This is a genomic window from Streptomyces boninensis (genome assembly GCF_048572725.1).
In the GTDB taxonomy this organism is placed as follows: Bacteria; Actinomycetota; Actinomycetes; order Streptomycetales; family Streptomycetaceae; genus Streptomyces; species Streptomyces boninensis.
Genome location: NZ_CP183837.1, coordinates 3702291 through 3721880, shown reverse-complemented (window position 1 = coordinate 3721880; position 19590 = coordinate 3702291). Strand labels below are relative to the sequence as shown.

At 72.1% G+C, this 19590-nt stretch carries 17 protein-coding genes; 13 read left to right on the top strand and 4 right to left on the bottom strand.

Going from position 1 to position 19590, the window contains the following annotated elements; translation table 11 throughout:
• Positions 1–8: 8 nt before the first annotated feature.
• Positions 9–617 carry a sugar transferase gene (locus ACNNMR_RS16855; RefSeq protein ID WP_419995434.1) on the bottom strand — a complete coding sequence of 203 codons (609 nt, stop codon included), beginning with the start codon at positions 615–617 and terminating at the stop codon, positions 9–11.
• 142 nt (positions 618–759) lie between these two features.
• Between ACNNMR_RS16855 and ACNNMR_RS16850 the strand changes: the two genes are divergently transcribed.
• The 13 genes from ACNNMR_RS16850 (at position 760) to ACNNMR_RS16790 (ending at position 15877) form a co-directional block, all read left to right on the top strand.
• Positions 760–1701, top strand: coding sequence for a UDP-glucuronic acid decarboxylase family protein (locus tag ACNNMR_RS16850; RefSeq protein WP_419995433.1), 942 nt, complete (start codon positions 760–762; stop codon positions 1699–1701).
• Positions 1702–1770: 69 nt separating this feature from the next.
• Positions 1771–3195, top strand: a complete 1425-nt coding sequence (locus ACNNMR_RS16845) for a polysaccharide biosynthesis tyrosine autokinase (protein WP_419995432.1) — start codon at positions 1771–1773, stop codon at positions 3193–3195.
• 2 nt (positions 3196–3197) lie between these two features.
• Positions 3198–3698, top strand: a complete 501-nt coding sequence (locus tag ACNNMR_RS16840) for a low molecular weight phosphatase family protein (RefSeq protein ID WP_420000387.1) — start codon at positions 3198–3200, stop codon at positions 3696–3698.
• A gap of 47 nt (positions 3699–3745) precedes the next feature.
• Entirely contained in the window at positions 3746–4558 is an 813-nt protein-coding gene (locus ACNNMR_RS16835) for a class I SAM-dependent methyltransferase (protein WP_419995431.1), read from the top strand.
• Between the two features lie 124 nt (positions 4559–4682).
• Positions 4683–5696 carry an LCP family protein gene (locus ACNNMR_RS16830; protein ID WP_419995430.1) on the top strand — a complete coding sequence of 338 codons (1014 nt, stop codon included), beginning with the start codon at positions 4683–4685 and terminating at the stop codon, positions 5694–5696.
• Positions 5697–5743: 47 nt separating this feature from the next.
• Complete coding sequence (locus ACNNMR_RS16825; protein ID WP_419995429.1) at positions 5744–6658, top strand: LCP family protein; 915 nt, start codon at positions 5744–5746, stop codon at positions 6656–6658.
• Positions 6659–7513 carry a DUF3152 domain-containing protein gene (locus ACNNMR_RS16820; RefSeq protein WP_419995428.1) on the top strand — a complete coding sequence of 285 codons (855 nt, stop codon included), beginning with the start codon at positions 6659–6661 and terminating at the stop codon, positions 7511–7513.
• A 116-nt stretch (positions 7514–7629) separates the two neighbouring features.
• Positions 7630–8148 (top strand): hypothetical protein, encoded by a 519-nt coding sequence (locus ACNNMR_RS16815; protein WP_419995427.1) that lies wholly within the window; start codon positions 7630–7632, stop codon positions 8146–8148.
• A 78-nt stretch (positions 8149–8226) separates the two neighbouring features.
• Positions 8227–9387 carry an FUSC family protein gene (locus tag ACNNMR_RS16810; protein WP_419995426.1) on the top strand — a complete coding sequence of 387 codons (1161 nt, stop codon included), beginning with the start codon at positions 8227–8229 and terminating at the stop codon, positions 9385–9387.
• The gene (locus ACNNMR_RS16805) at positions 9380–10474 is read left to right on the top strand and encodes a PP2C family protein-serine/threonine phosphatase (protein ID WP_419995425.1); all 1095 of its coding nucleotides are present in this window, start codon (positions 9380–9382) and stop codon (positions 10472–10474) included. The genes ACNNMR_RS16810 and ACNNMR_RS16805 overlap by 8 nt, the downstream gene beginning before the upstream one ends.
• Before the next feature lie 84 nt (positions 10475–10558).
• Positions 10559–11473, top strand: coding sequence for a class I SAM-dependent methyltransferase (locus tag ACNNMR_RS16800; protein ID WP_419995424.1), 915 nt, complete (start codon positions 10559–10561; stop codon positions 11471–11473).
• A gap of 129 nt (positions 11474–11602) precedes the next feature.
• Entirely contained in the window at positions 11603–13771 is a 2169-nt protein-coding gene (locus tag ACNNMR_RS16795; RefSeq protein ID WP_419995423.1) for a hypothetical protein, read from the top strand.
• 9 nt (positions 13772–13780) lie between these two features.
• Positions 13781–15877, top strand: coding sequence for a glycosyltransferase family 4 protein (locus ACNNMR_RS16790; RefSeq protein WP_419995422.1), 2097 nt, complete (start codon positions 13781–13783; stop codon positions 15875–15877).
• Positions 15878–15901: 24 nt separating this feature from the next.
• Here ACNNMR_RS16790 and ACNNMR_RS16785 read toward each other — a convergent pair whose 3' ends face one another.
• From ACNNMR_RS16785 to ACNNMR_RS16775, 3 genes are read right to left on the bottom strand one after another with little or no spacing between them, the layout of a single operon-like run.
• Positions 15902–16783, bottom strand: a complete 882-nt coding sequence (locus ACNNMR_RS16785) for a carbohydrate ABC transporter permease (RefSeq protein ID WP_419995421.1) — start codon at positions 16781–16783, stop codon at positions 15902–15904.
• Positions 16780–18120 (bottom strand): ABC transporter permease subunit, encoded by a 1341-nt coding sequence (locus ACNNMR_RS16780; RefSeq protein ID WP_419995420.1) that lies wholly within the window; start codon positions 18118–18120, stop codon positions 16780–16782. The genes ACNNMR_RS16785 and ACNNMR_RS16780 overlap by 4 nt, the downstream gene beginning before the upstream one ends.
• Before the next feature lie 22 nt (positions 18121–18142).
• The gene (locus ACNNMR_RS16775) at positions 18143–19537 is read right to left on the bottom strand and encodes an ABC transporter substrate-binding protein (RefSeq protein ID WP_419995419.1); all 1395 of its coding nucleotides are present in this window, start codon (positions 19535–19537) and stop codon (positions 18143–18145) included.
• Positions 19538–19590 lie beyond the last annotated feature (53 nt).

Sequence of the window (19590 nt, the reverse complement as noted above, 5' to 3'; positions counted from 1 at the left end):
CGCCGCCGTCAATGGGCGCCGCGGGCGGCCAGCACGGCGGGGATCGTACGGGCCAGGATGAGGAAGTCCAGGCCGAGCGACCAGTTCGCCACGTAGCGCAGGTCCAGCCGCACCATGTCGTCCCAGTCGAGCTCGGACCTTCCGCTGACCTGCCAGAGCCCGGTGATGCCGGGCCGCGCGGCCAGCCGCCCGCGGGCCTCGCCCTCGTAGTCCGAGTCGCCGACCGGCAGCGGTCGCGGGCCCACCAGGGACATCTCGCCCCGGAGCACGTTCACCAGCTGCGGCAGCTCGTCCGCGGACAGCCGGCGAAGGAGCCGCCCCACCCGGGTGATCCGGGGGTCGTCGCGCATCTTGAAGAGGTGGCCCGAGGAGTCGTTCCGGCTGGCGAGTCCGGCCCGCCGCGCCTCGGCGTCGGCGTGCATGGTGCGGAACTTCAGCATCCGAAAGGGCCGGCCGTCCCGGCCCGTGCGTTCCTGGCGGAAGAAGACGCCGCCCGTCGAGGTGAGCGCGATGGCGGCCCCGATGACCGCGAAAGCGGGCGCGAAGAGGGCCAGGAGCAGAAGCGAGCAGGTGATGTCGATGAGCCGCTTCAGCTGCAGCTGCGTCTTCTTCAGCATCGTCCAGGCATCCGTTCGTGCGTACTTCGCAGCACTATGTGCGGTAAATGCTGCTATTCCGCTCGTACTCTCTCACGATGAAGATCACGTGCTCGGGAACGGCCCGGACAGAAAGACAGCAAAGGCAGGAAGATCCGTGGTCATGCGGGCCTTGGTGACAGGCGGGGCGGGCTTCATCGGCTCGCATTTGTGTGAACGCCTCTTCGACAGCGGATACCGCGAAGTCTGGTGCCTGGACAACTTCTCCACCGGCCGGCCGGAAAATGTCGCCCACTTGCGCGGCCGCCGCGGCTTCAAGCTGGTGCAGGGCGACATTGTGCACGGCATCGACATTGCCGCGGAGGTGGATGCCGTGCTGCATTTCGCCTCCCCCGCCTCGCCCGTCGACTACCTCAGGCGCCCGCTGTACACGCTGCGTACCGGCGCGGAAGGCACCCGGCACGCGCTGGAGCTGGCAGCGCGGAACGACGCCCGCTTCGTACTCGCCTCGACCTCCGAGGCGTACGGGGACCCCGAGGTGCACCCCCAGCGCGAGGACTACTGGGGCAACGTCAACCCGGTCGGCCCGCGCAGCTGCTACGACGAGGCCAAGCGCTACGCCGAGGCGCTGACCGCCGCGTATGTCCGCGAGCGCGGCACGAACGCGGGCATCGTCCGGATCTTCAACACCTTCGGCCCGCGGATGCGCTCGGGCGACGGCCGCGTGGTGCCCACCCTCATCCGGCAGGCGCTCGCGGGCAGCGACATGACGGTGACCGGCGACGGTTCCCAGACCCGTTCCCTGTGCTACGTCGACGACCTGGTCGGCGGCGTGCTGCGGATGCTGCAGAGCGAGGTCCCGGGCCCGGTGAACCTCGGCAACCCGCACGAGCTGACCATGCTCGAACTCGCCGAGTGGATCCGCGACCTGACCGGCAGCACGTCCCGGATCACCACGATCCCGCTGCCCGAGGACGACCCGAAGCGGCGCCGCCCCGACATCGAGCTGGCGCGCACCAAGCTCGACTGGCAGCCGTCCACCCCCGTCGCGGAGGGGCTGCGGCGGACGATCGCCTGGTTCGCGGACGCCCCCTGCGTGCCGTGAGCGGACCCGTGGCGAGCCGACCGTAATCTCGCCCCCGAAGAAGCGGACATACAGCGAAAAGGTGGACAGGTGGACATTCGCGGCTACATCAAGGTCGCGGCGCGGCGCTGGCCCAGCATCGTGCTCGGGATCATCCTCGGGCTCATCGCCGGCAGCGTGGCGACGCTGACGACGACACCGATGTACGAGGCGCGCAGCCAGCTGTTCGTCTCGACGCGTACGGCGGACGACACCGCCCAGCTGCAGCAGGGCGGCATGTACACCCAGGACCGGGTGCAGTCGTACACCGGCGTCGCCGCCAGCCGGGCGGTCACCGGCCCGGTGGTCGAGAAGCTCCGCCTGCGCATCAGCCCGGAGGCGCTGGCCGACCGCATCACCGCGTCCGCCGCCCTGAACACCGTCCTGATCGACATCACCGTCCAGGACCCGAAGCCCCGGCAGGCCGCGCGCATCGCCGACGCGGTCGCGAAGCGGCTCGCCACGGTCGTCCAGCGCCTGGAGACCCCCGACGACGCCAAGTCCTCGCCGGTGAAGCTCGGCGTCACGCAGAGCGCCACCACCCCGAAGGACCCCGTCTCGCCGCGGCCGCTGCTCAACCTGCTGGCGGGGCTCGCACTCGGGCTGTTCGCCGGTGTCGCCGGCGCCCTGCTGCGGGAGACGCTCGATACCACCGTGAAGTCCGTCGAGGCGCTGGACGAGGCCACCGAGCTCACGGTGCTGGGCGCGATCCCGAACGAACGCAACGGCTCCGACACCCCACTGGTGAACAGCACCGGCTACTCCGCCCGCGCCGAGGCCTTCCGGCTGCTGCGCACCAACCTGCAGTTCGCCCTCGTCGACCGCGAACCGCGGGTCATCGTGGTCACCAGCGCCCTGGCCGGCGAGGGCAAGACGTCCACCTCCGTCAGCCTGGCCCTGTCGCTGGCAGAGGCCGGGCTGAAGACCTGCCTCGTCGACGCCGACCTGCGGCGCCCGCGGGTCGCGCGCACGCTCGGCCTGATCGAGGACGCCGGACTCACCAGCGTGCTGATCGGCGTCGCCGACGCGAAGAGCATCATGCAGGGCGCCGACGGCGGCAAGCTCCGGGTGCTGGCCGCCGGGCCGATCCCCCCGAACCCCGCCGAGCTGCTCTCCTCGGACCGCATCCGCACCGTGCTGCGCGAACTCGCCGACGACTACGACGTCGTGGTCGTCGACAGCCCGCCGGTGCTGCCGGTCGCGGACACCGCGGGCCTGGCCCCGCTCGCCGACGGCGTGGTGATGGTGGTGCGGGCGAGCCACACCCCCGCGGACCGGGTACGGGCCGCGCACGCGGCGCTCGCCGGGGTCGGCGCACACCTGCTCGGCGGCGTACTCAACCGCGCCGTGCTGCCGAAGAGCCTCGGCTACGGATACGGCTACGCCCCGCTGCGGCAGCAGGGCAAGCCGGCCGACGGCGCGGTCACGCCGCAGCGGCACAAGGCGTCCAAGGCGTCCAAGGCGGGGGCGCGGTGACCATGCGCGTGCTGTTCGTCTGCACCGGCAACATCTGCCGCTCGCCCATGGCGGAGCGGCTGCTGGCGCGCCTGCTGCCGGGTGCGGCGGCGGCCAGCGCCGGCACCCATGCCCGCCCGGGTCGCCCCATGGAGCCGCTGGCGGCGGCGGAACTGGCCGCCCTGGGCGGCGATCCCGAGGGCTTCGCCGCCCGCCGCCTGGACGCCGCGGCGGTGGCCGGCGCCGATCTCGTACTCGGCATGGCGCGGGAGCACCGCGAGGCCGCGGTCCGGCTGCACCCGGCGGCCATGGCGCGCTGCTTCACCCTCGCCGAGTACGTGCGGCTGCGCGGCGGCCCGCGGGTGCCGCCGCCCGCGCCGGACGCCGACGACATCGCGGACCCGTACGGCCGCCCCGAGGACGCCATGCGCGCCTGCGCGGACCGCATCGCCCGCCAGGTGCGCGAGCTGGCGGCGCTGCTCGAATCCCGCTCCGCCGAAAGGCTGTTTGCGGCGACGCACTGAAGCCGTCGCACCGCCCCTTCCGGGGGTCGCGGCTACCGTCCGGTGCCATGGCTGATCTCCGTACCCCACCCTCCATGGGCACGCTGCAGGAGCACGAACACGGGGAGGGCCACGACTACGCCGCAGGCTCCCCGCACATCCGCCACCACACCCTCAGGGAGCGGCTCATCCGCTCGCTGCACGGCGTGATCGGTGAGATCCAGGAGGCCGGCGGGCGCTGCCGGGTGCTGGAAGTGGGTGCCGGGCACGGCACCTTCACCGACCATCTGCTCGCGGCCGGCGCCGAGGTCACCGTGACCGAGATGAGCGAGCCGAGCGCCTCCTTCCTGCGCCGCCGCTTCCGGCACAACGACCGCGTCACCGTGCTGCACGACGCGGACGGCGAGCGGGCGCTGCACGGCGATCCGGTGGACCTCGTCGTCTGCATCTCCGTGCTGCACCACATCCCCGACTACGCCGGCAGCGTGCGCCTGCTGACCGACCGCATTGCGCCAGGCGGAGCGTTCGTCAGCTACCAGGACCCGCTCTGGTATCCGCGGCGCGGCGTCGCCTCCCTGGCCGCCGACCGCGGGGCGTACTTCCTGTGGCGGCTGGGGCAGGGGCAGCTGCGGCGCGGGCTCGCGACCCGGGTGCGCAGGGTGCGGGGCGTCCGCGACGAGAGCAACCCCGCGGACATGGTGGAATACCACGTCGTACGCGACGGAGTGGACGAACTGGCGCTGCGGGACCTCCTTGCCGAGCGCTTCGCGGACGTCGGCGTGGAGCGCTACTGGTCGACCCAGTCGCCGATGCTGCAGCGGCTGGGGGAGCGCCGCGGGCCGCGGACGACCTTCGGGCTCATTGCCCGCGGGCGGCGGTAGCCAGGTCCGGCCGCCATTGCAGTGCACCTCGGGGACATGCCCGTAAGTAATACCGGCATACTTCCGTACTGATTGCTATTTTCCGATTAATTCGGATTGGCGACAGTGAGGTCGGTGCTCGGTCATGGCGTTCCCCGCGTTCAACAGACGGAAGATGCTGCGGATCGCCGCGATTGCCACCGCGGCATTGGCGGTGGCCGGTGGTCTGGGCGGCTGGCTTGTCTACGACTCCCTCGACGACGGCATCCGTACCGACACCGCCGCCGCCGACGCCCTCGCCGGCGCCGACGACCGCCCCCCGGCCGGACCGCCCGGCACCCAGAACATCCTCGTCATCGGCTCCGACGACCGTTCCGCGAAGGACGGCCGGTACGGCCCGGCCACCCCCGGCAGCGTCCGCTCCGACACCGTCATGCTGGTGCACATCTCCGAGCGGCAGCGGCGCGCCGAGGTCGTGAACATCCCGCGGGACCTGCTCGTCTACACGCCGCGCTGCCGGAATCGCGGCGGCGGCTGGGCGCAGGGGCAGCGAACGCAGTTCAACTGGGCGTTCGAGATCGGCGGTACGGCGTGCACGGTGCGCACCTTCGAGAAGCTCACCAATATCCGCGCCGATCACCACATCCTCGTCGACTTCAAGGGCTTCAAGCAGATCGTGAACGCGGTCGGCGGGGTGGAGGTCGATCTGCCGAAGGCGGAGGAGGATCCGAATGTGGGGCTCGATGTGCCCGCGGGGCGGCAGGTGCTGCGTGACGAGGACGCGCTCGCTTATGTCCGGGCCCGGATCAATGTCGGCGACGGCAGCGATGCGAACCGGATCCGCCGGCAGCATGAATTCCTCGGCCTGCTGGCCGAGAAGGTCAAGGACAAGGGGACGCTCAGCGATCCGCGCAAGCTGTACCCCATTCTGAAGGGGGCCACCTCGTCCCTCACCACCGACCCGGGGCTCGATTCACTCCCCGAGTTGTACGGGCTGGCGAAGAAGCTGCGCGACATTCCGCAGGACCGGATCGCCTTCCGGTCCACGCCGAGCATGATTTATCCCGAGGACCCCAACCGCCTCATCACCCGCGAGCCGCAGGCCACGCAGCTCTTTGCCGCGCTGCGTACGGACCAGAGAGCGGCGTCGCGGGCGTGAGGGCCCGCACTGTATTAAAGATCCTGCCCTTCGCTCTCTCCGGACTTGTGCTCGCCACCGCCGCCCTCGGGCATTCCGTGTTCACCTCGCTCGACGGCAATATCCGTATCGACAAGGCCGCCGTGGCCGCGCTCGCGGACGAGCGGGAGCGGGTGGCCGATACGCCAGGCACGAACGTCCTGTTGCTCGGCGCCGACAACCGGGGGCAGGAGATCAGCCGCGGCGACGCGCGATCCGACACGATCATGCTGCTGCACGTCGCCGACGGGGGCGGACGGGCGTCCGTCATCAGCCTTCCCCGCGATCTGATGGTGGACATCCCGCGGTGCAAGGCCGTGGAGAACCGGGCCGGGGCGCCCGGGGGCGAGCAGGGGCAGCTCAACTGGGCGTATCACTACGGCGGTGCGGCCTGCACGATCCGTACCGTCGAGCAGCTCACCAAGGTGCGGGTCGATCACCATCTCAATGTCGACTTCGACGGGTTCAAGAACGTCGTCGACGCCGTCGGCGGGGTGCCGGTGAAGCTCGACAAGCCGCTGCACGACCGGCGCGCGCAGCTGTCCGTACCGGCCGGTGAGCAGGTGCTGAACGGCGCCCAGGCGCTGGGGTACATGCGCACCCGCAAGAGCTTCGCCGACGGCAGCGATTCCAGCCGGATCCGGCGGCAGCAGGCGTTCCTCAAGAAGGCGGCCGAGGAGGTACGCGAGTCCGGCACCCTCACCAGGCCCGACAAGCTCTACGGCGTGCTCGACGCCGGCACCCAGGCGCTGACCGCCGACCCCGGGCTCGGGTCCCTGGAGGACCTTTACGACCTGCTGCGGAAGGTGCGCGCCGTACCCGACGACGAATTCACCTTCCGTACGGTCCCGGTGCGGCCGCACCCGGCCGACCGCAACCGGCTGGCGCTGCGCGAGCCGGCGGCGGGGCGGCTCTTCGAGCGGCTGCGGAAGGACGAGGGGTAGATGCCGATGCTCTCCCGTACGCGCTGGACCTGGGCCGTGCCGCTTGCCGTCGGCGGGTCGCTGGTGCTGGTGATCGTGAGCGCCGACGTCCCGGCTCGCGGGGATACGGGCGCCGGTCGCGGCGACGCCGAGTCCGTGCGCGGCGACACCGGCTCCCTCGCCGCCGCGCCCCGCGCCGCCCGGCCGGGCACCCGCGGGCTCTCCGGCCGGATGGCGCCGCGACTGGACACCATGGTCTACGAGTTCAAGATCAGGCGGCGCTATCCGCTGCCGGCGGACCGGGAGGGCACGGGACGCTTCGCGCGCGTGTCAGGTGCGCTGGCCGCCTCCAGGGCGTCGGTACGGGGCGACGGCGGACCCGAGGTGCGCTACCGCGTCGAGGTCGAGGAAGGACTCCCGCTGGACGGCCGGCTCTTCGCGGACGCCGCGCACCGCACCCTCAACGACCCGCGCGGCTGGGGCGGCGGGGCGGCCGAGCCGTACCGCTTCCGGCCCGTCACGTCCGGTCCGGTCGACTTCGTGCTCACCCTCGCAGGGCCGGACACGACCGCCGAATTGTGCGCCATGTCGGGGCTCGATACGACCGAGGACAATGTCTCCTGCGACTCCGCGGAGACCGACCGCGTCGTGATCAATGCCTATCGCTGGGCCCAGGGCGCCGACACCTTCGGCGGCGACATCCGCGGCTACCGGCAGATGGTCATCAACCACGAGGTCGGCCACCGGCTCGGGCACGACCATGTCGGCTGCGCTGCCGCCGGCGCGCTCGCGCCGGTGATGATGCAGCAGACCAAATCCCTTTCCACGGAGGGCGTCGGCTGCCTGCCGAATCCGTGGCCGTATCAGATCAGTTAACTGGTCCAGATGGGTGCATCCGTTCGGGGAAACGTAACTCCAATGCAGCACGGCTAGTTGGCCCATTCGACGTCACCGAGCAAGGCCCTTCATATCGTCAGCATCGGGAGACAGCCGTGACAGTCGTCGTCATCGGGCAGCAGGCCTATACCGGATCGCAGGAATTCTTCGACCCCGAGCGCAGTGCGCCCGACACGGCTTTCGAGGTCACCGACCTCACCATGAAGCGCGTGTACGAGCAGCGCCTGGAGATCGCCTCCGTCGCGTGGGAGCGGGACCCGGGCGGGCGGCCGCGGGCGCTGCTCATCACCGCGTACAGCTCGCTGCCCGACCTGATGTGCCTCGGCGACGCGCCGGTGCGCCTCAACCACGGCGCCGAGCCGGACCTGGTGAGCCTGGAGCCGACGCCGGACGGCGAGGGCACCGCCATCTCCGTACGGATCCTGCCCTGGGCGCTCCCCGAGCGGCCCTGGCCCGTCGGGCTGCGGGTGACCGCGCTCGGGGTGACCCGGGAGGCGGTGGTGCCCGCCGGGCTCGCGCTGCCCGAGCTGCGCTACCGGCGGCGGCTGCGGCGGCACGCGGTGGGCGGGGCGACGGATCCGCTGGGGCGGCTGGTGGTCCTCCGTTTGGCGTAACGCAGGTCACTCCCTTAAGGTGTGTTTCCTGTCGAAAACGGACTTACCGCATGCCTGAGATCTGGGGGCCGCGCCGCCATGCATTCCATACGGGCCACGGCCGATGCCGCGCCGGACGCCGCCGCGGCGTCCTGGCCCGAGCGGTTGCGGGTGGCGGCGCGCGCCTCGCTCGCGGCCGTCGCCGCCTGGAGTCTCTGCCTGCTGCTGCCGGGGGAGGCGCAGCCGTATCCGGCGGCGATCGCCGCCCTGCTGACCGTCCACCCGACCGTCTACCAGTCGGTGACCGTCGGCATGCAGTACGGCGCCGGCGTCGTGCTGGGCGCGCTCATCGCCCTGCCCGTGCTGATCTTCGTCGGGCCCACCTGGGTCGGCCTCGCCGTCGTCAGCCTGCTCGCCATGCTGGCCGCCGGGTACAGCCGGCTCGGCCACCGCGGGGTGCACGTGCCCGCCACCGCCGTCTTCGTGCTGCTGATCGGCCGCGGCCACCTCGGCGACGAGGCCACCCCGCACCTGGTCGCCGCCGGTGTCGGCGTGGCCATCGGGCTGCTCTGCAACGTCCTCTTCCCGCCGCTGCAGCTGCGCCCCGCCGGGGACGCCCTGGACCGGCTGCGGCGCGAGCTGGCCCGGGTGCTGACAGGTCTCGGCACCGCCGTCGCCGAGGAGCGGCACCCGCAGGACGTCCTCGGCCGGGAGTGGCGCGAGGGCCTCACCGGCGCGCTGCGCGAGGCGCACACCGCCGTCGACCGGGCGCACGAGAGCCTGCGCTGGAACCCGCGGGCCGGGCGCCGGCGCCGTACCGGCCGCGAGGTATGGGACGTCGACCGCGAGGTCCTGGAGACCCTGCTCCGGGTCGCGGACGACGCGGGCGCGCTGGGCCGCGCGATCGAGAAGAGCCGGGGCGAGCGGCGCGCGGCCGGCCGGCGCCCGGACAGCCGGTGCCCGGCACCGGACCGAGCCACCGCAGCCGCCCCCGACCCGCACTTCCGCCACCGCTACGCCCGGCTGCTGCAGGGCGCGGCCCTGTGCGTCCGCGGCTGTACGGGCGGCCTGCCGCACCCCGTGCTGCCCGCCACCCGGCGCGAGTGCGAGCGGCTGGCGGAGGCCGCCGACCGGCGCAGCGTCGCGCCGCGGGCGCCCGAGCACCGGCTGCTGATGATCCTCGACCGGACCCTGGATGACCTCGATCGCGGTGCGCCGTCGTCGTACGACGCCGCGCGGAAGGACCCCGCCGGTGCTTGAGCCCTCGGCCCGCGCCACGCACCGGATGAGCGTCGGCCGCTACCTCCCGCCCCTCGCGCTCCTGGCCGTCGTGCTCCTCGCCGACCTCGTCACCCCCTCGTGGCTGGAGCTGGCGCCGCTCACCGGTGCCGCCCCCGTGCTCGCCGCCGCGACCACCGGGCTGCGCTTCACCAGCGCCGTCGCGGGCGCCGCTCTCTCGCTGACCGTCGGCCTCGACCTCGTCCATGGCGTCTGGGGCCGACCGGGCGCCGACGTCACCTTCATCTCCCTGATCGCCGTCTCCCTCGCCAGCCTGCTCGCCTGCGCCATCCGGCTGCGGCGGGAGGCCGAGCTGCGCCAGGTCCGCTCGGTCGCGGCCACCGCGCAGCGGGTGCTGCTGCGGCCGCTGCCGCGGCAGATCGACCACCTCGAGCTGCGCGGCGTCTACCTCGCCGCCGAGTCGGAGGCGCAGATCGGCGGCGACTTCTACGAGGCGCTGCACACCCCGTACGGCGTCCGCCTGCTCATCGGCGACGTGCGCGGCAAGGGCCTGGACGCGGTCGGCGCGACGGCGGGCCTGGTCGGCTGCTTCCGCGAGGCCGCGTACCAGGAGAAGAGCCTCGCCGACGTCGGCCGGCGGCTGGAGGAGACCGCCAGCCGACGCATCGGCGAGGTCTACGACGAGGAGTTCACCGAGCGTTTCGCCACCGCCCTGCTGCTGGAGCTGCCGGGCGACGAGTCCGTGGTGCGGATGGTGCACTGCGGCCATCCGGAGCCGCTGATCCTGCGCGGCGGCGAGGTGGTGGCGTGGGCGCCCGAGACGCCGGGCGCGCCCATCGGGCTCGCCGCTCTGGTGGGTTCCGAGCACGTGGTGAGCAGCCGCGAATTCGCCGACGGCGACCGGCTCGTCCTCTACACCGACGGCTTCATCGAGGCCCGCGACCGCGGCGGCCGCTTCTACGCGCTGCAGGACGAGGCCCGCGCCGCGGCCGCCGCCCCGATCGAGGACATGGCGGAGCGGCTCCGCGCCGACCTGCTGCGGCACGCCGGCGGCCGGCTGGACGACGACGCCGCTCTTCTCGTCATTGAACGAGCGTCATCCGCCTGACGCTTTGCGTTTCCCTGGTGCTGGTGGCGCCCGTGGTAGGGCTGGGTGCGACTCCTCGTCCCTGCCCACAAGGAGGCAGCTCCAGTGACACCGCTCACGACGACCGACGACGCAGGCACAGCACAGCCGCAGGACCGGCGGCCCGGGTCCCTCGGGGACGTGAAGGGGTGGTTCCGGCACGCCGATATCGTGCTGTTCGACTGGTTCCTGAGTCGTCAGGACCGGCTTGAACAGCACGGAGATGTGCTGGAGATGGGCGCCTATATGGGAAAGAGCGCCATCTTTCTGCAGAGCTATCTGCGTCCGGGCGAGCGGCTGACGGTCTGCGACCTCTTCGACGGGGAGGCGCCCGACAATCCGAATGCGCGCGAGATGCAGAAGTCGTACTCGACGCTGACCCGGCGCGCCTTCGAGGCCAACTTCCGTGCATTCCACGAGGAATTGCCGCGCATCATCCACGGGCCGACGTCCTGGGTGCCGGACGAGGTCGAGGACGGCAGCTGCCGCTTTGTGCACGTCGACGCCTCGCATCTGTACGAGCATGTGCGCGGCGACATCGTCGCGGCGCGGGCGGCGCTGGGCGAGGAGGGCGTCGTGGTGCTCGACGACTACCGGGCCCACCACACGCCCGGGGTGGCGTGCGCGGCGTGGGAGGCCGTGGTCACCGGAGGGCTGAAGCCGGTGTGTCTGACGGCCACGAAGTTCTACGGGACGTGGGGGGATGTCGCGTCGATACAGGATGAGTTGCTGGCGACGCTGGGGGAGCGGACGGACTGCTGGGTCGGGGCGGAGGAGATCGCCGGAGGACGGGTGCTGCGCGTCAACGCGGACCGGGTGCCGTCGCCGCGGATGCCGCGGTCGCGGTTCGCCGGGGAGCAGCGCGAGCGGCGGAGCCCCGGCGGGGGCGGCGCGGGCCGCGCGCCTGCCTCGCGCGGGCGGAAACTCGCCAAGGATCTGCTGCCGCCGGTGGTGACGCGGGCGCTGCGCGGGCTCAAGTAGCGGCCGGGCGCCGCTGTCCTAGTGCAATCGGCAGGCAGTTAGGCGTGTTTTAGGAGGAAAGCGGACTTCTCTATGTAAACCTCCCCTTGCTGTGGCATGGACACCCAGGTGCATGCCGGTGAGCGGAAGGTGGCTTCCTTGGCTGGCGGCGGCGAGCGGGGTGCATGGAGGCGGCACCGGATCCGGACGCTGAAGCGCTACGCGTACGTCAGCCGGCTCCGGGGGCTGCTCGCGTTCCTGGCCCTCGCGGCGACCGCCGCCACCGCGGCGGCCGCCACCTGCGCCGTCGCGCCCTGGCCGGCCGCCGCCTGCAGCGTCGCCGCCGTCGCCACCGGGCTCGCCTGCGAGCGGCATCTGCACCGGCGCGAGGTGCGGTTGGTGCGCCGGCTCGGGCAGGTCGGCGCGGGGCTGCCGCTGCGCGCCGCCGCGCGCGGGGTGCTGCTCGGGGTGCCGCTGACCGGTGCGCTCGGTGCCGCGGGCGCCGCGTATCCGGTGCTGGTCCTCGGGCTGGTGCTCGTACACGGGGCGCATGTCGCGGTCAGCGCGGGCCTGCGCGGGCGGCGGAAGCTGCCCGTGCTGGCCAAGAACGTCGACCTCGGGCTCGAGCTGCCCGCCGCCGCCCCGCGCCGGCTCGCCGGCTGGCCCGGCACCCGGCTGCTCACCCTGGAGGCGCTCGCCCTGCTCGGCGCCGCCGCGGCCCTCGCCACCGACGTCGTACTCCTCGCCACCGCCGGCGCGGCGGCCGCGCTCGCCGCCGCCGCCGCGGCCCTTGTCGTACGAGGCCGGGCCGCCCGCCGCGCCGGGCGGATGCCGCGCGCGGGCGAGGTGCACGAGGCCGTCGGGGAGTGGCTGCGGCGGTACCGGCCCGAGGTGGTGCTCTACCACAGCGGGTCCAAGGCGACCGCGTACCAGGTCAACATGTGGATGGACACCATCGAGCAGCTCGACGCCCGGGTGCTGGTGATCCTCCGCGAGAAGCACCTGATGCCGCTGCTGAAGCACACCGCGCTGCCGGTGCTGTGCGTGCCGGAGTCGGTGCGCACCATGAAGCTCGACCTGTCCAGCGCGCGCGTCGTGATGTACGCGGCCAACGCCGCCCGGAACATCAACATCCTGCGCCTCGCCACCGCCCGGCACGTGATGCTGGGGCACGGGGACAGCGACAAATTCGCTTTCATCAACCCTTATACAAAGGTCTACGACGAGGTCTGGGTCGCCGGGCAGGCCGCCCGCGACCGCTACGCCGAGGCCGATGTCGGCGTGCCCGACGAGCGGCTGATCGAGGTCGGCCGCCCGCAGGTCGACGAGCTCTGGGCGGCCCGTACCGAGGAGGGGCAGGAGCGGGCGCCCAAGCAGCTGCCCACCGTCCTGTACGCCCCCACCTGGGAGGGCTGGACCGACGACCCCGGCAACTCCTCGATCATCGAGGCCGGCGAGAACATCGTCCGCCGGCTCCTCGAACACGAGCCCCCGGTCCGCGTCCACTACAAGCCGCACGCCCTCACCGGCACCGTCGACCCGCGCGCCCGCGAGGCGCACCGCCGGATCGCCGACCTGCTGAAGAAGGACAGCGCTCGCCGCGCCGAGGCCGCCGCCTTCGCCGAGCCGGAGGCGGTCCAGCAGGCCCGCGCGGAGGCCGCCGCCGAGCTCGACGCCTGCCGGCAGCGGCTCGCCGAGCTCTCCGCCCAGCTGTGGCCGCGGGGCGTCGACGAGGTGCAGCGCATGAAGGACACCGCGGGCGCGGACCCGGCGCTCAAGGCCGCCTGGGACGCCGCCGTCGCCGACTGGCACCGCGCCAAGTGGGCGTCCGTGCCCGCCTGGGAGCACCAGGTCATCCGCGGCCAGCGGCCGTACCTCAACGAGTGCTTCGGCCAGGCCGACCTGCTGATCAGCGACATCTCCAGCGTCGTCGCCGACTTCGTCGCCACCCTCAAGCCGTACGCCGTGGTCAACACCACCGGCCTCGACGAGGCCGCCTTCCGCGGCCAGAACACCACCGTCGGCGAGGCCGCCCACGTCCTCGACCCGGCGGCCGAGGACCAGGTGCCGGAGCTGGTCGACCTGCTGTTCCACCCCGAGCGCGACGCCCGGCGGGCGGCCCGCGGCGGCCTGCGTACGTACCTGCTCGGCGACGCGGAGCTGACCGCGACCGAGCGCTTCAACCTGCGGGTCGCGGAGGTGCTCGCCGACGAGCGCGCCCGCGTCCGCCGTCGTCACCGGGCCCAGGCCGAGGCCCAGGGCGCGCTCGGCACGCAGGGCGGCGCGACGCGCACGTCCGCGTCATCCCTGAAGGGCTAGAACCTCACGATGAAGATCGCTTTCCTGACGCATGACGTGTGCGGGCTTGGCGGCACCATCCACAGCACCCTGAAGCTGGCCTCGGCGCTCGCCGACCGGCACGAGGTCGAGATCGCCGCGGTCGGCCGCTACAAGGACGCCCCGGCCTTCGCGGCCGACCCGCGGATCCCGGTAGTCCAGCTGGTCGACCTGCGGCCCGGCGGCCCGGACGCCGGCGACCCCGACTTCCACATCCCCTCGGAGATCGTCCCGCCCGCCGAGCCGCGCGCCGACCGCTACAGCCGGCTCGCCGACCGCCGCGTCGCCGCCTGGCTCCGTACGCTCGACGCCGACGTCGTCATCGGCACCCGCCCCTCGGTCAACTTCTACCTCGCCCGCCTCGGGCCCGCCCATGCCGTACGCCTCGGCCAGGAGCACGTCGGCCTGGAGCGGCTGCCGGAGGCGCTGCAGCAGGAGATGGCCGAGCAGTTCACCCTGCTCGACGCCATCGTGACCGTCTCCGAGGCCGACGCCCGCGCCTTCCGCGAGCAGGTCGCGGTGCCGGGCCTGACGGTCACCCACATCGGCAACCCGGTCCCCGAGCCCGGCGTGCCACCCTCCGACGGCCGCGCCAAGGTGGTGGCGGCGGCCGGGCGGCTGGTGCCGGGCAAGCGGTTCGAGCTGCTCATCGAGGCCTTCGCCAGGGTCGCGGCCGACTTCCCCGACTGGCAGCTGCGGATCTACGGCAAGGGCCAGCAGCGCGCCGCCCTGCGCGCCCGCATCGACGAGCTCGGCCTCTACAACCACGTCCTGCTGATGGGCGCCGTCCCCTCCCTAGCCGCGGAGTGGCCGAAGGCGTCGATCGCGGCGTCCATGTCCGCGTACGAATCCTTCGGGCTCACCCTGGTCGAGGCGATGCGCGCGGGCCTCGCCGTGGTCAGCACCGACTGCGACCACGGGCCGCGCGAGATCATCACGGACGGCGCCGACGGGCTGCTGGTCCCGGTCGACGACGTCGCCGCCTTCGCCACCGCCCTCGGCTCGCTGATCGGCGACGAGGAACGCCGCCGCACGATGAGCGCCGCGGCGCTCGAGAAGGCCCTGCGCTGGGACCCCGCTGCCGTCGTCGCCCGCTACGAGGAGCTGTTCGCCGCCCTGCTGGCGGAGAAGGCGGCCCCGCAGAACCTGGGCGCGCACCGGCTCGGGGACGATGCGCTGACCTTCTTCACCGCCGCCGCTGCCGCGGAGGACAGCCCGCTGCACCTGGTCGGCCGCCGCCGGGGGCTCAGCAAGCGGGAGTCGGCGGGCAGCGGCGCCGCCGCGGTGCGGATCCCGTTCCGGCCCGCGGCCGGCGCGGGAAGTGCGCCCGGTGCGGACAGCGCCGACGCCCCCGGCCGGTTCGAGGCCGTACTGCGGCGCGGTGAGCACCAACTGGCCGAGGGGCACTGGGACTTCTGGCTGGAGTGCGGCGCACCTTCCGGCCAAGGCGCCGCCGTCCGCCGCGCCCGCGCCGCCGCCTGCGATCAGCGTCCCGTCGCCCCCGCCGCCGGCACCGGGCCGGTGGAGGTGTGGCTGCCGTACGTCACCGACGAGGGCCACCTCAGCCTGCGCACCTGGCTGCGGGAGGTGCATGCCGAGGTCAGCCACGTCCTCGTCGGCGCCGCCGACACCACCGTGCACGGCCGGCTGTACGGCAGCGCGCTCCCGGCCGCGGCCGGGCTGGTGGTGCGGCGGCGCGGCGAGCAGGAGGAGTTCACGGTGCCGGCCGCGCCGGCCGCCGACGGGGGCTTCGCGGCGCGGATCCCGTACCGGCCGCTCGCCGAGCGCCGGCAGGAGGGGGAGCCGCGGGAGATCTGGGATCTGTATCTGTCGGTCGAAGGGCACAAGCCGCTGCGGCTCGGGCGGATCCTGGACGACGTACGGGTGAAGAAGGCGATCTACCAGTACCCGCCGGTGCTGCACGCCGGGGCCAGGGTGCGGGTCTTCTACACCGTGCGCAACGGGCTGTCGCTGCTGGTCCGCAGCCCGGACGAGGCCGTGCCCGGGGACGGGCCGACCGCCGTCCCGGCCCCGGCTCCTGCCGCCGCCCGTGCGGCGCTGGCGCGGCTGGTCGGGCGGCGCCGGTAGCGGGCGCCGCCCGTACGACAGGGTCTACTTCACCGCCCCCGCCATCACCCCGGACACGAACTGGCGCTGGAACGCGAAGAACACGATCAGCGGGATCACCAGCGAGATGAAGGCACCCGACGCGATCACGTCGATGTTGTTGTCGAACTGGCGGGCCTGCTGCTGGATCGCCACCGTCGTCGGCGGGCTGCCCGGGTCGGCGAAGATGAAGGCGACCAGGAAGTCGTTCCACACCCACAGGAACTGGAAGATCCCCAGCGCCGCGATCGCCGGCCCGCCCAGCGGCATGACCACCCGCGTGAACAGCCGCACCTCGCTCGCCCCGTCGAGCCGCGCCGCCTCCAGCAGCTCCCGCGGGATCTCCGCGAAGAAGTTGCGCAGCAGGAAGATCGCGAACGGCAGCCCGAAGGCCGTATGGAAGAGGATGACGCTGATCAGGCTCTGATAGATCCCGAGGTTGTCGAAGAGCTTGGAGATCGGGATGAGCGCCACCTGCACCGGCACCACCAGCAGCGCGACGACGAGGAGGAAGCACCAGTCGCGGCCCGGGAAGTCCATCCACGCGAAGGCGTAGGCGGCCAGCGAGCCGATCACCACCACCAGGAGGGTGGCGGGCACGGTGATCAGGATGGTGGTGACCAGCGAGTCGGTGATGGCCTCGTTGCTCAGCAGCGCGTCGTAGTTGCTGAAGGTCAGCTCCGACGGGGCGGTGAAGACCTTCCACCAGCCGGTCGCCTGGATGTCCTCCCGGCCGCGCAGCGAGGACACCAGCAGCCCGAAGGACGGCAGCAGCCAGAACAGCCCGATGACGATCAGGAAGATGCGCACCAGCGAGCCGCCGAGCCAGCCGGCGATCCGGGCGCCGAGCGACTGCTCGGCCTTCACCACGTCAGGGAGGGATGTCATCGGCGGGTCTCCCTCCGCAGCCGGCGGATATTGACGATCATGACCGGGATCACCAGCAGTAGCAGGACCACGGCGATCGCGCTCGCCATGCCCTGGTCCGTATCGGTGCCGAAGCCGAGCAGATACAGCTGCACGGCCAGCACGTTGGCGTCCTTGAGATTCGCCCCGGGCGAGATCACCCACACCAGGTCGAAGATCTTCAGCACATTGATCATCAGGGTGACGAGGACGACCACCAGCACCGGTGCGAGCAGCGGCACGGTGACGCGTCTGAACACCTGCCACTCGTTGGCGCCGTCCACCCGCGCCGCTTCGAGGAGCTCGCGCGGGATGCCGGCGAGGCCGGCGGCGATGAGCACCATCGCGAAGCCCGCCCACATCCAGACGTAACTGGCGATGATCGCCGGGGTGATGAGGGAGGGGCCGAGCCAGTCGACGCCGTTGTACTTCTCGCCGAAGTTCGAGGCGGGCAGCCGCAGCTTCGCGCCGTCGGCCTCCTTCGGCAGCGTGAACGTACCGTCGGCGCCGGTGGTCGCGGAGGCGACGGTCTCATTGCCCTTCACCGCCTCGACCTTGATGCCCTCCAGGGCCTTCTCGCCGCTGTCGATGGCATTGAGCTTCCCGCCGCCGCCCGGCTTGAAGTCCACCCACACGGTGCCCGAAATCCCGCCGCCGGACGCGGCCTTGGGCTCGGTCGCCTGCTTGGCGTCCTTGACGTCCTGCGGCTTTACGGCGACCAGCGGCAGCAGCGCGGGGCTGCCCGCGGAGACCGTGTCCTTGGTCGTGAACGGGCCCTTCTGCGGGCCCGCGAGCACCTTGTCGTTCGGCCGCGGCCGCGCTCCTGGCCAGGCCGAGGACTCGGCGAAGGTGTCGTGGACGCCGGTCCACACGGCGTTGGCGACGCCGCGCTCCGGGTCCTGCTGGTAGACCAGCGAGAAGATGACGCCCGCCGCCAGCATCGAGATCGCCATCGGCATGAAGATGACCATCTTGAACGCGGCGCCGAAGCTGACCCGTTCGGTCAGCACGGCGAAGATCAGGCCCAGGGCCGTACAGACCGAGGGGGCGACGATCACCCAGATGATGTTGTTCTTGATCGCGGTGAGGTTGTCGTCGTCGGTGAACAGCGCCTGGAAGTTGTCCAGTCCGATGAAGGAGTCGCCGGACTGGTCGAAGAGGCTGCGGACGACGGAGTAGATGATGGGGTAGGCCACGATGGCCAGCAGGAGCACCGCGGCGGGCAGCAGGAACAGCATTGCCACCCACCGCCTGGTGCCCATGACCGACTTTCGGGGTTTCCCGGGCTGTGGCTTGCCCGGCGCGACCGCGGAGGTCATGGACTTGAAGGCCCCCCGCCCGCTACTTGAACGCCTTGTCGGCGTCCGTCTCCAGCTGCTTCTGCGCGCCGGCCACGTCCTTCGGGTCCTTCAGGAAGTCCTGCAGCGCCTTCCACTCGCCCGCGCCCTTCGTGCCGCCGAACGCCGCCGGGGCCTGGTCGGACATGTCGAAGCGGAAGTCGTTGCCGGCCTGGATGAGCGCCTCGGCGATCGTCTTCTGTACGTCGTTCGGGTACACGCCCATGTCCAGGCTCTTGTTGGGCGAGGCGAAGCCGCCGCGCTCGGCCCAGATCTTCGCCGCGTCGGGCGAGGCGAGGAAGGTCAGGAAGGCCTGCGAGGCCTTGTTGTCCTTCAGGATCACCGCCGCGTCGCCGCCGCTGACCACCGGCGGCTCATTGCCGACGGCCGGGAACGGGAACAGCTTCGCGTCCGTGCCCACCTTCGCCTTCGTGTCGCCGATGAACGAGGCCACGAAGTCGCCCTCGAAGACCATCGCCGCCTTGGGGGCGTCCGGCGGGGTGTAGACCTTGGTGATCGAGTCGGGGAACGGCGTCTTCAGCGCGCCGCTCTTGCCGCCGAGCATCAGGGCGTCCTTGCCGAAGAGCTGGCCGAGGGTGGTCAGCGCCTCCTTCACGGACGGGTCGGTCCACTTGATCTCGTGCTTGGCGAGCTGGTCGTACTTCTCCGGACCGGCCTGGGAGAGGTAGATGTTCTCGAACCAGTCGGTGAGGGTCCAGCCGTCCGCGCCGCCCACGCTGACCGGCGGCACGCCGGAGTCGGAGATGGTCTGGGCGGTCTTGATGAAGTCGTCCCAGGTCTTGGGGGGCTGCGCGCCCGCCTGCTCGAAGGCGTTGGTGTTGTACCAGACCAGGGACTTGTTGGCGGCCTTGTAGTAGACGCCGTACTGCTTGCCGTCGACTGCGCCGAGGTCCTGCCAGCCCTGGACGAAGTTCTGCTTCAGCTCCGTCTGCACGGCGGAGTTCAGGGGCTTGGCCCACCCCTTCTTCACGAACTCCTGCAACACACCCACCTGGGGCGCGAAGACGACATCGGGGGGCGCGCCGCCCGCAATCTTCGTACCCACGAACCCGGCGACATTGTCGCCGGTGGGGATGAACTTGGTCTCGGCGCCGGTGCGCTTGCCGAACTCGTCCAGCACCGCCTTGAAGCTCTTCTGCTCCGGCCCGGTCCATACGCCGCCGACCTGGATCGACTGGCCGTCGAGCTTGGGCAGCTTGACGGTCGCCTTGTCGCCACCGCCCTTACCGTTGCCACCGCCGCCGTCATCGTCGTCCCCGCAGGCTGCTGCGCCCAGCGCGAGGCTCAAGACGGCGACGGCAGCCGCGGCGGAGCGTACTCTCCGCCGGGCGTTCCCGGCGCTTGTCAGCGGGTTGATCCCGCGAAGCGGACTGCGCATCCCAGCCTCCCCTGTGTCCCGTGGGGAAGTTCCTACGCCGCTCGGACCCGCAC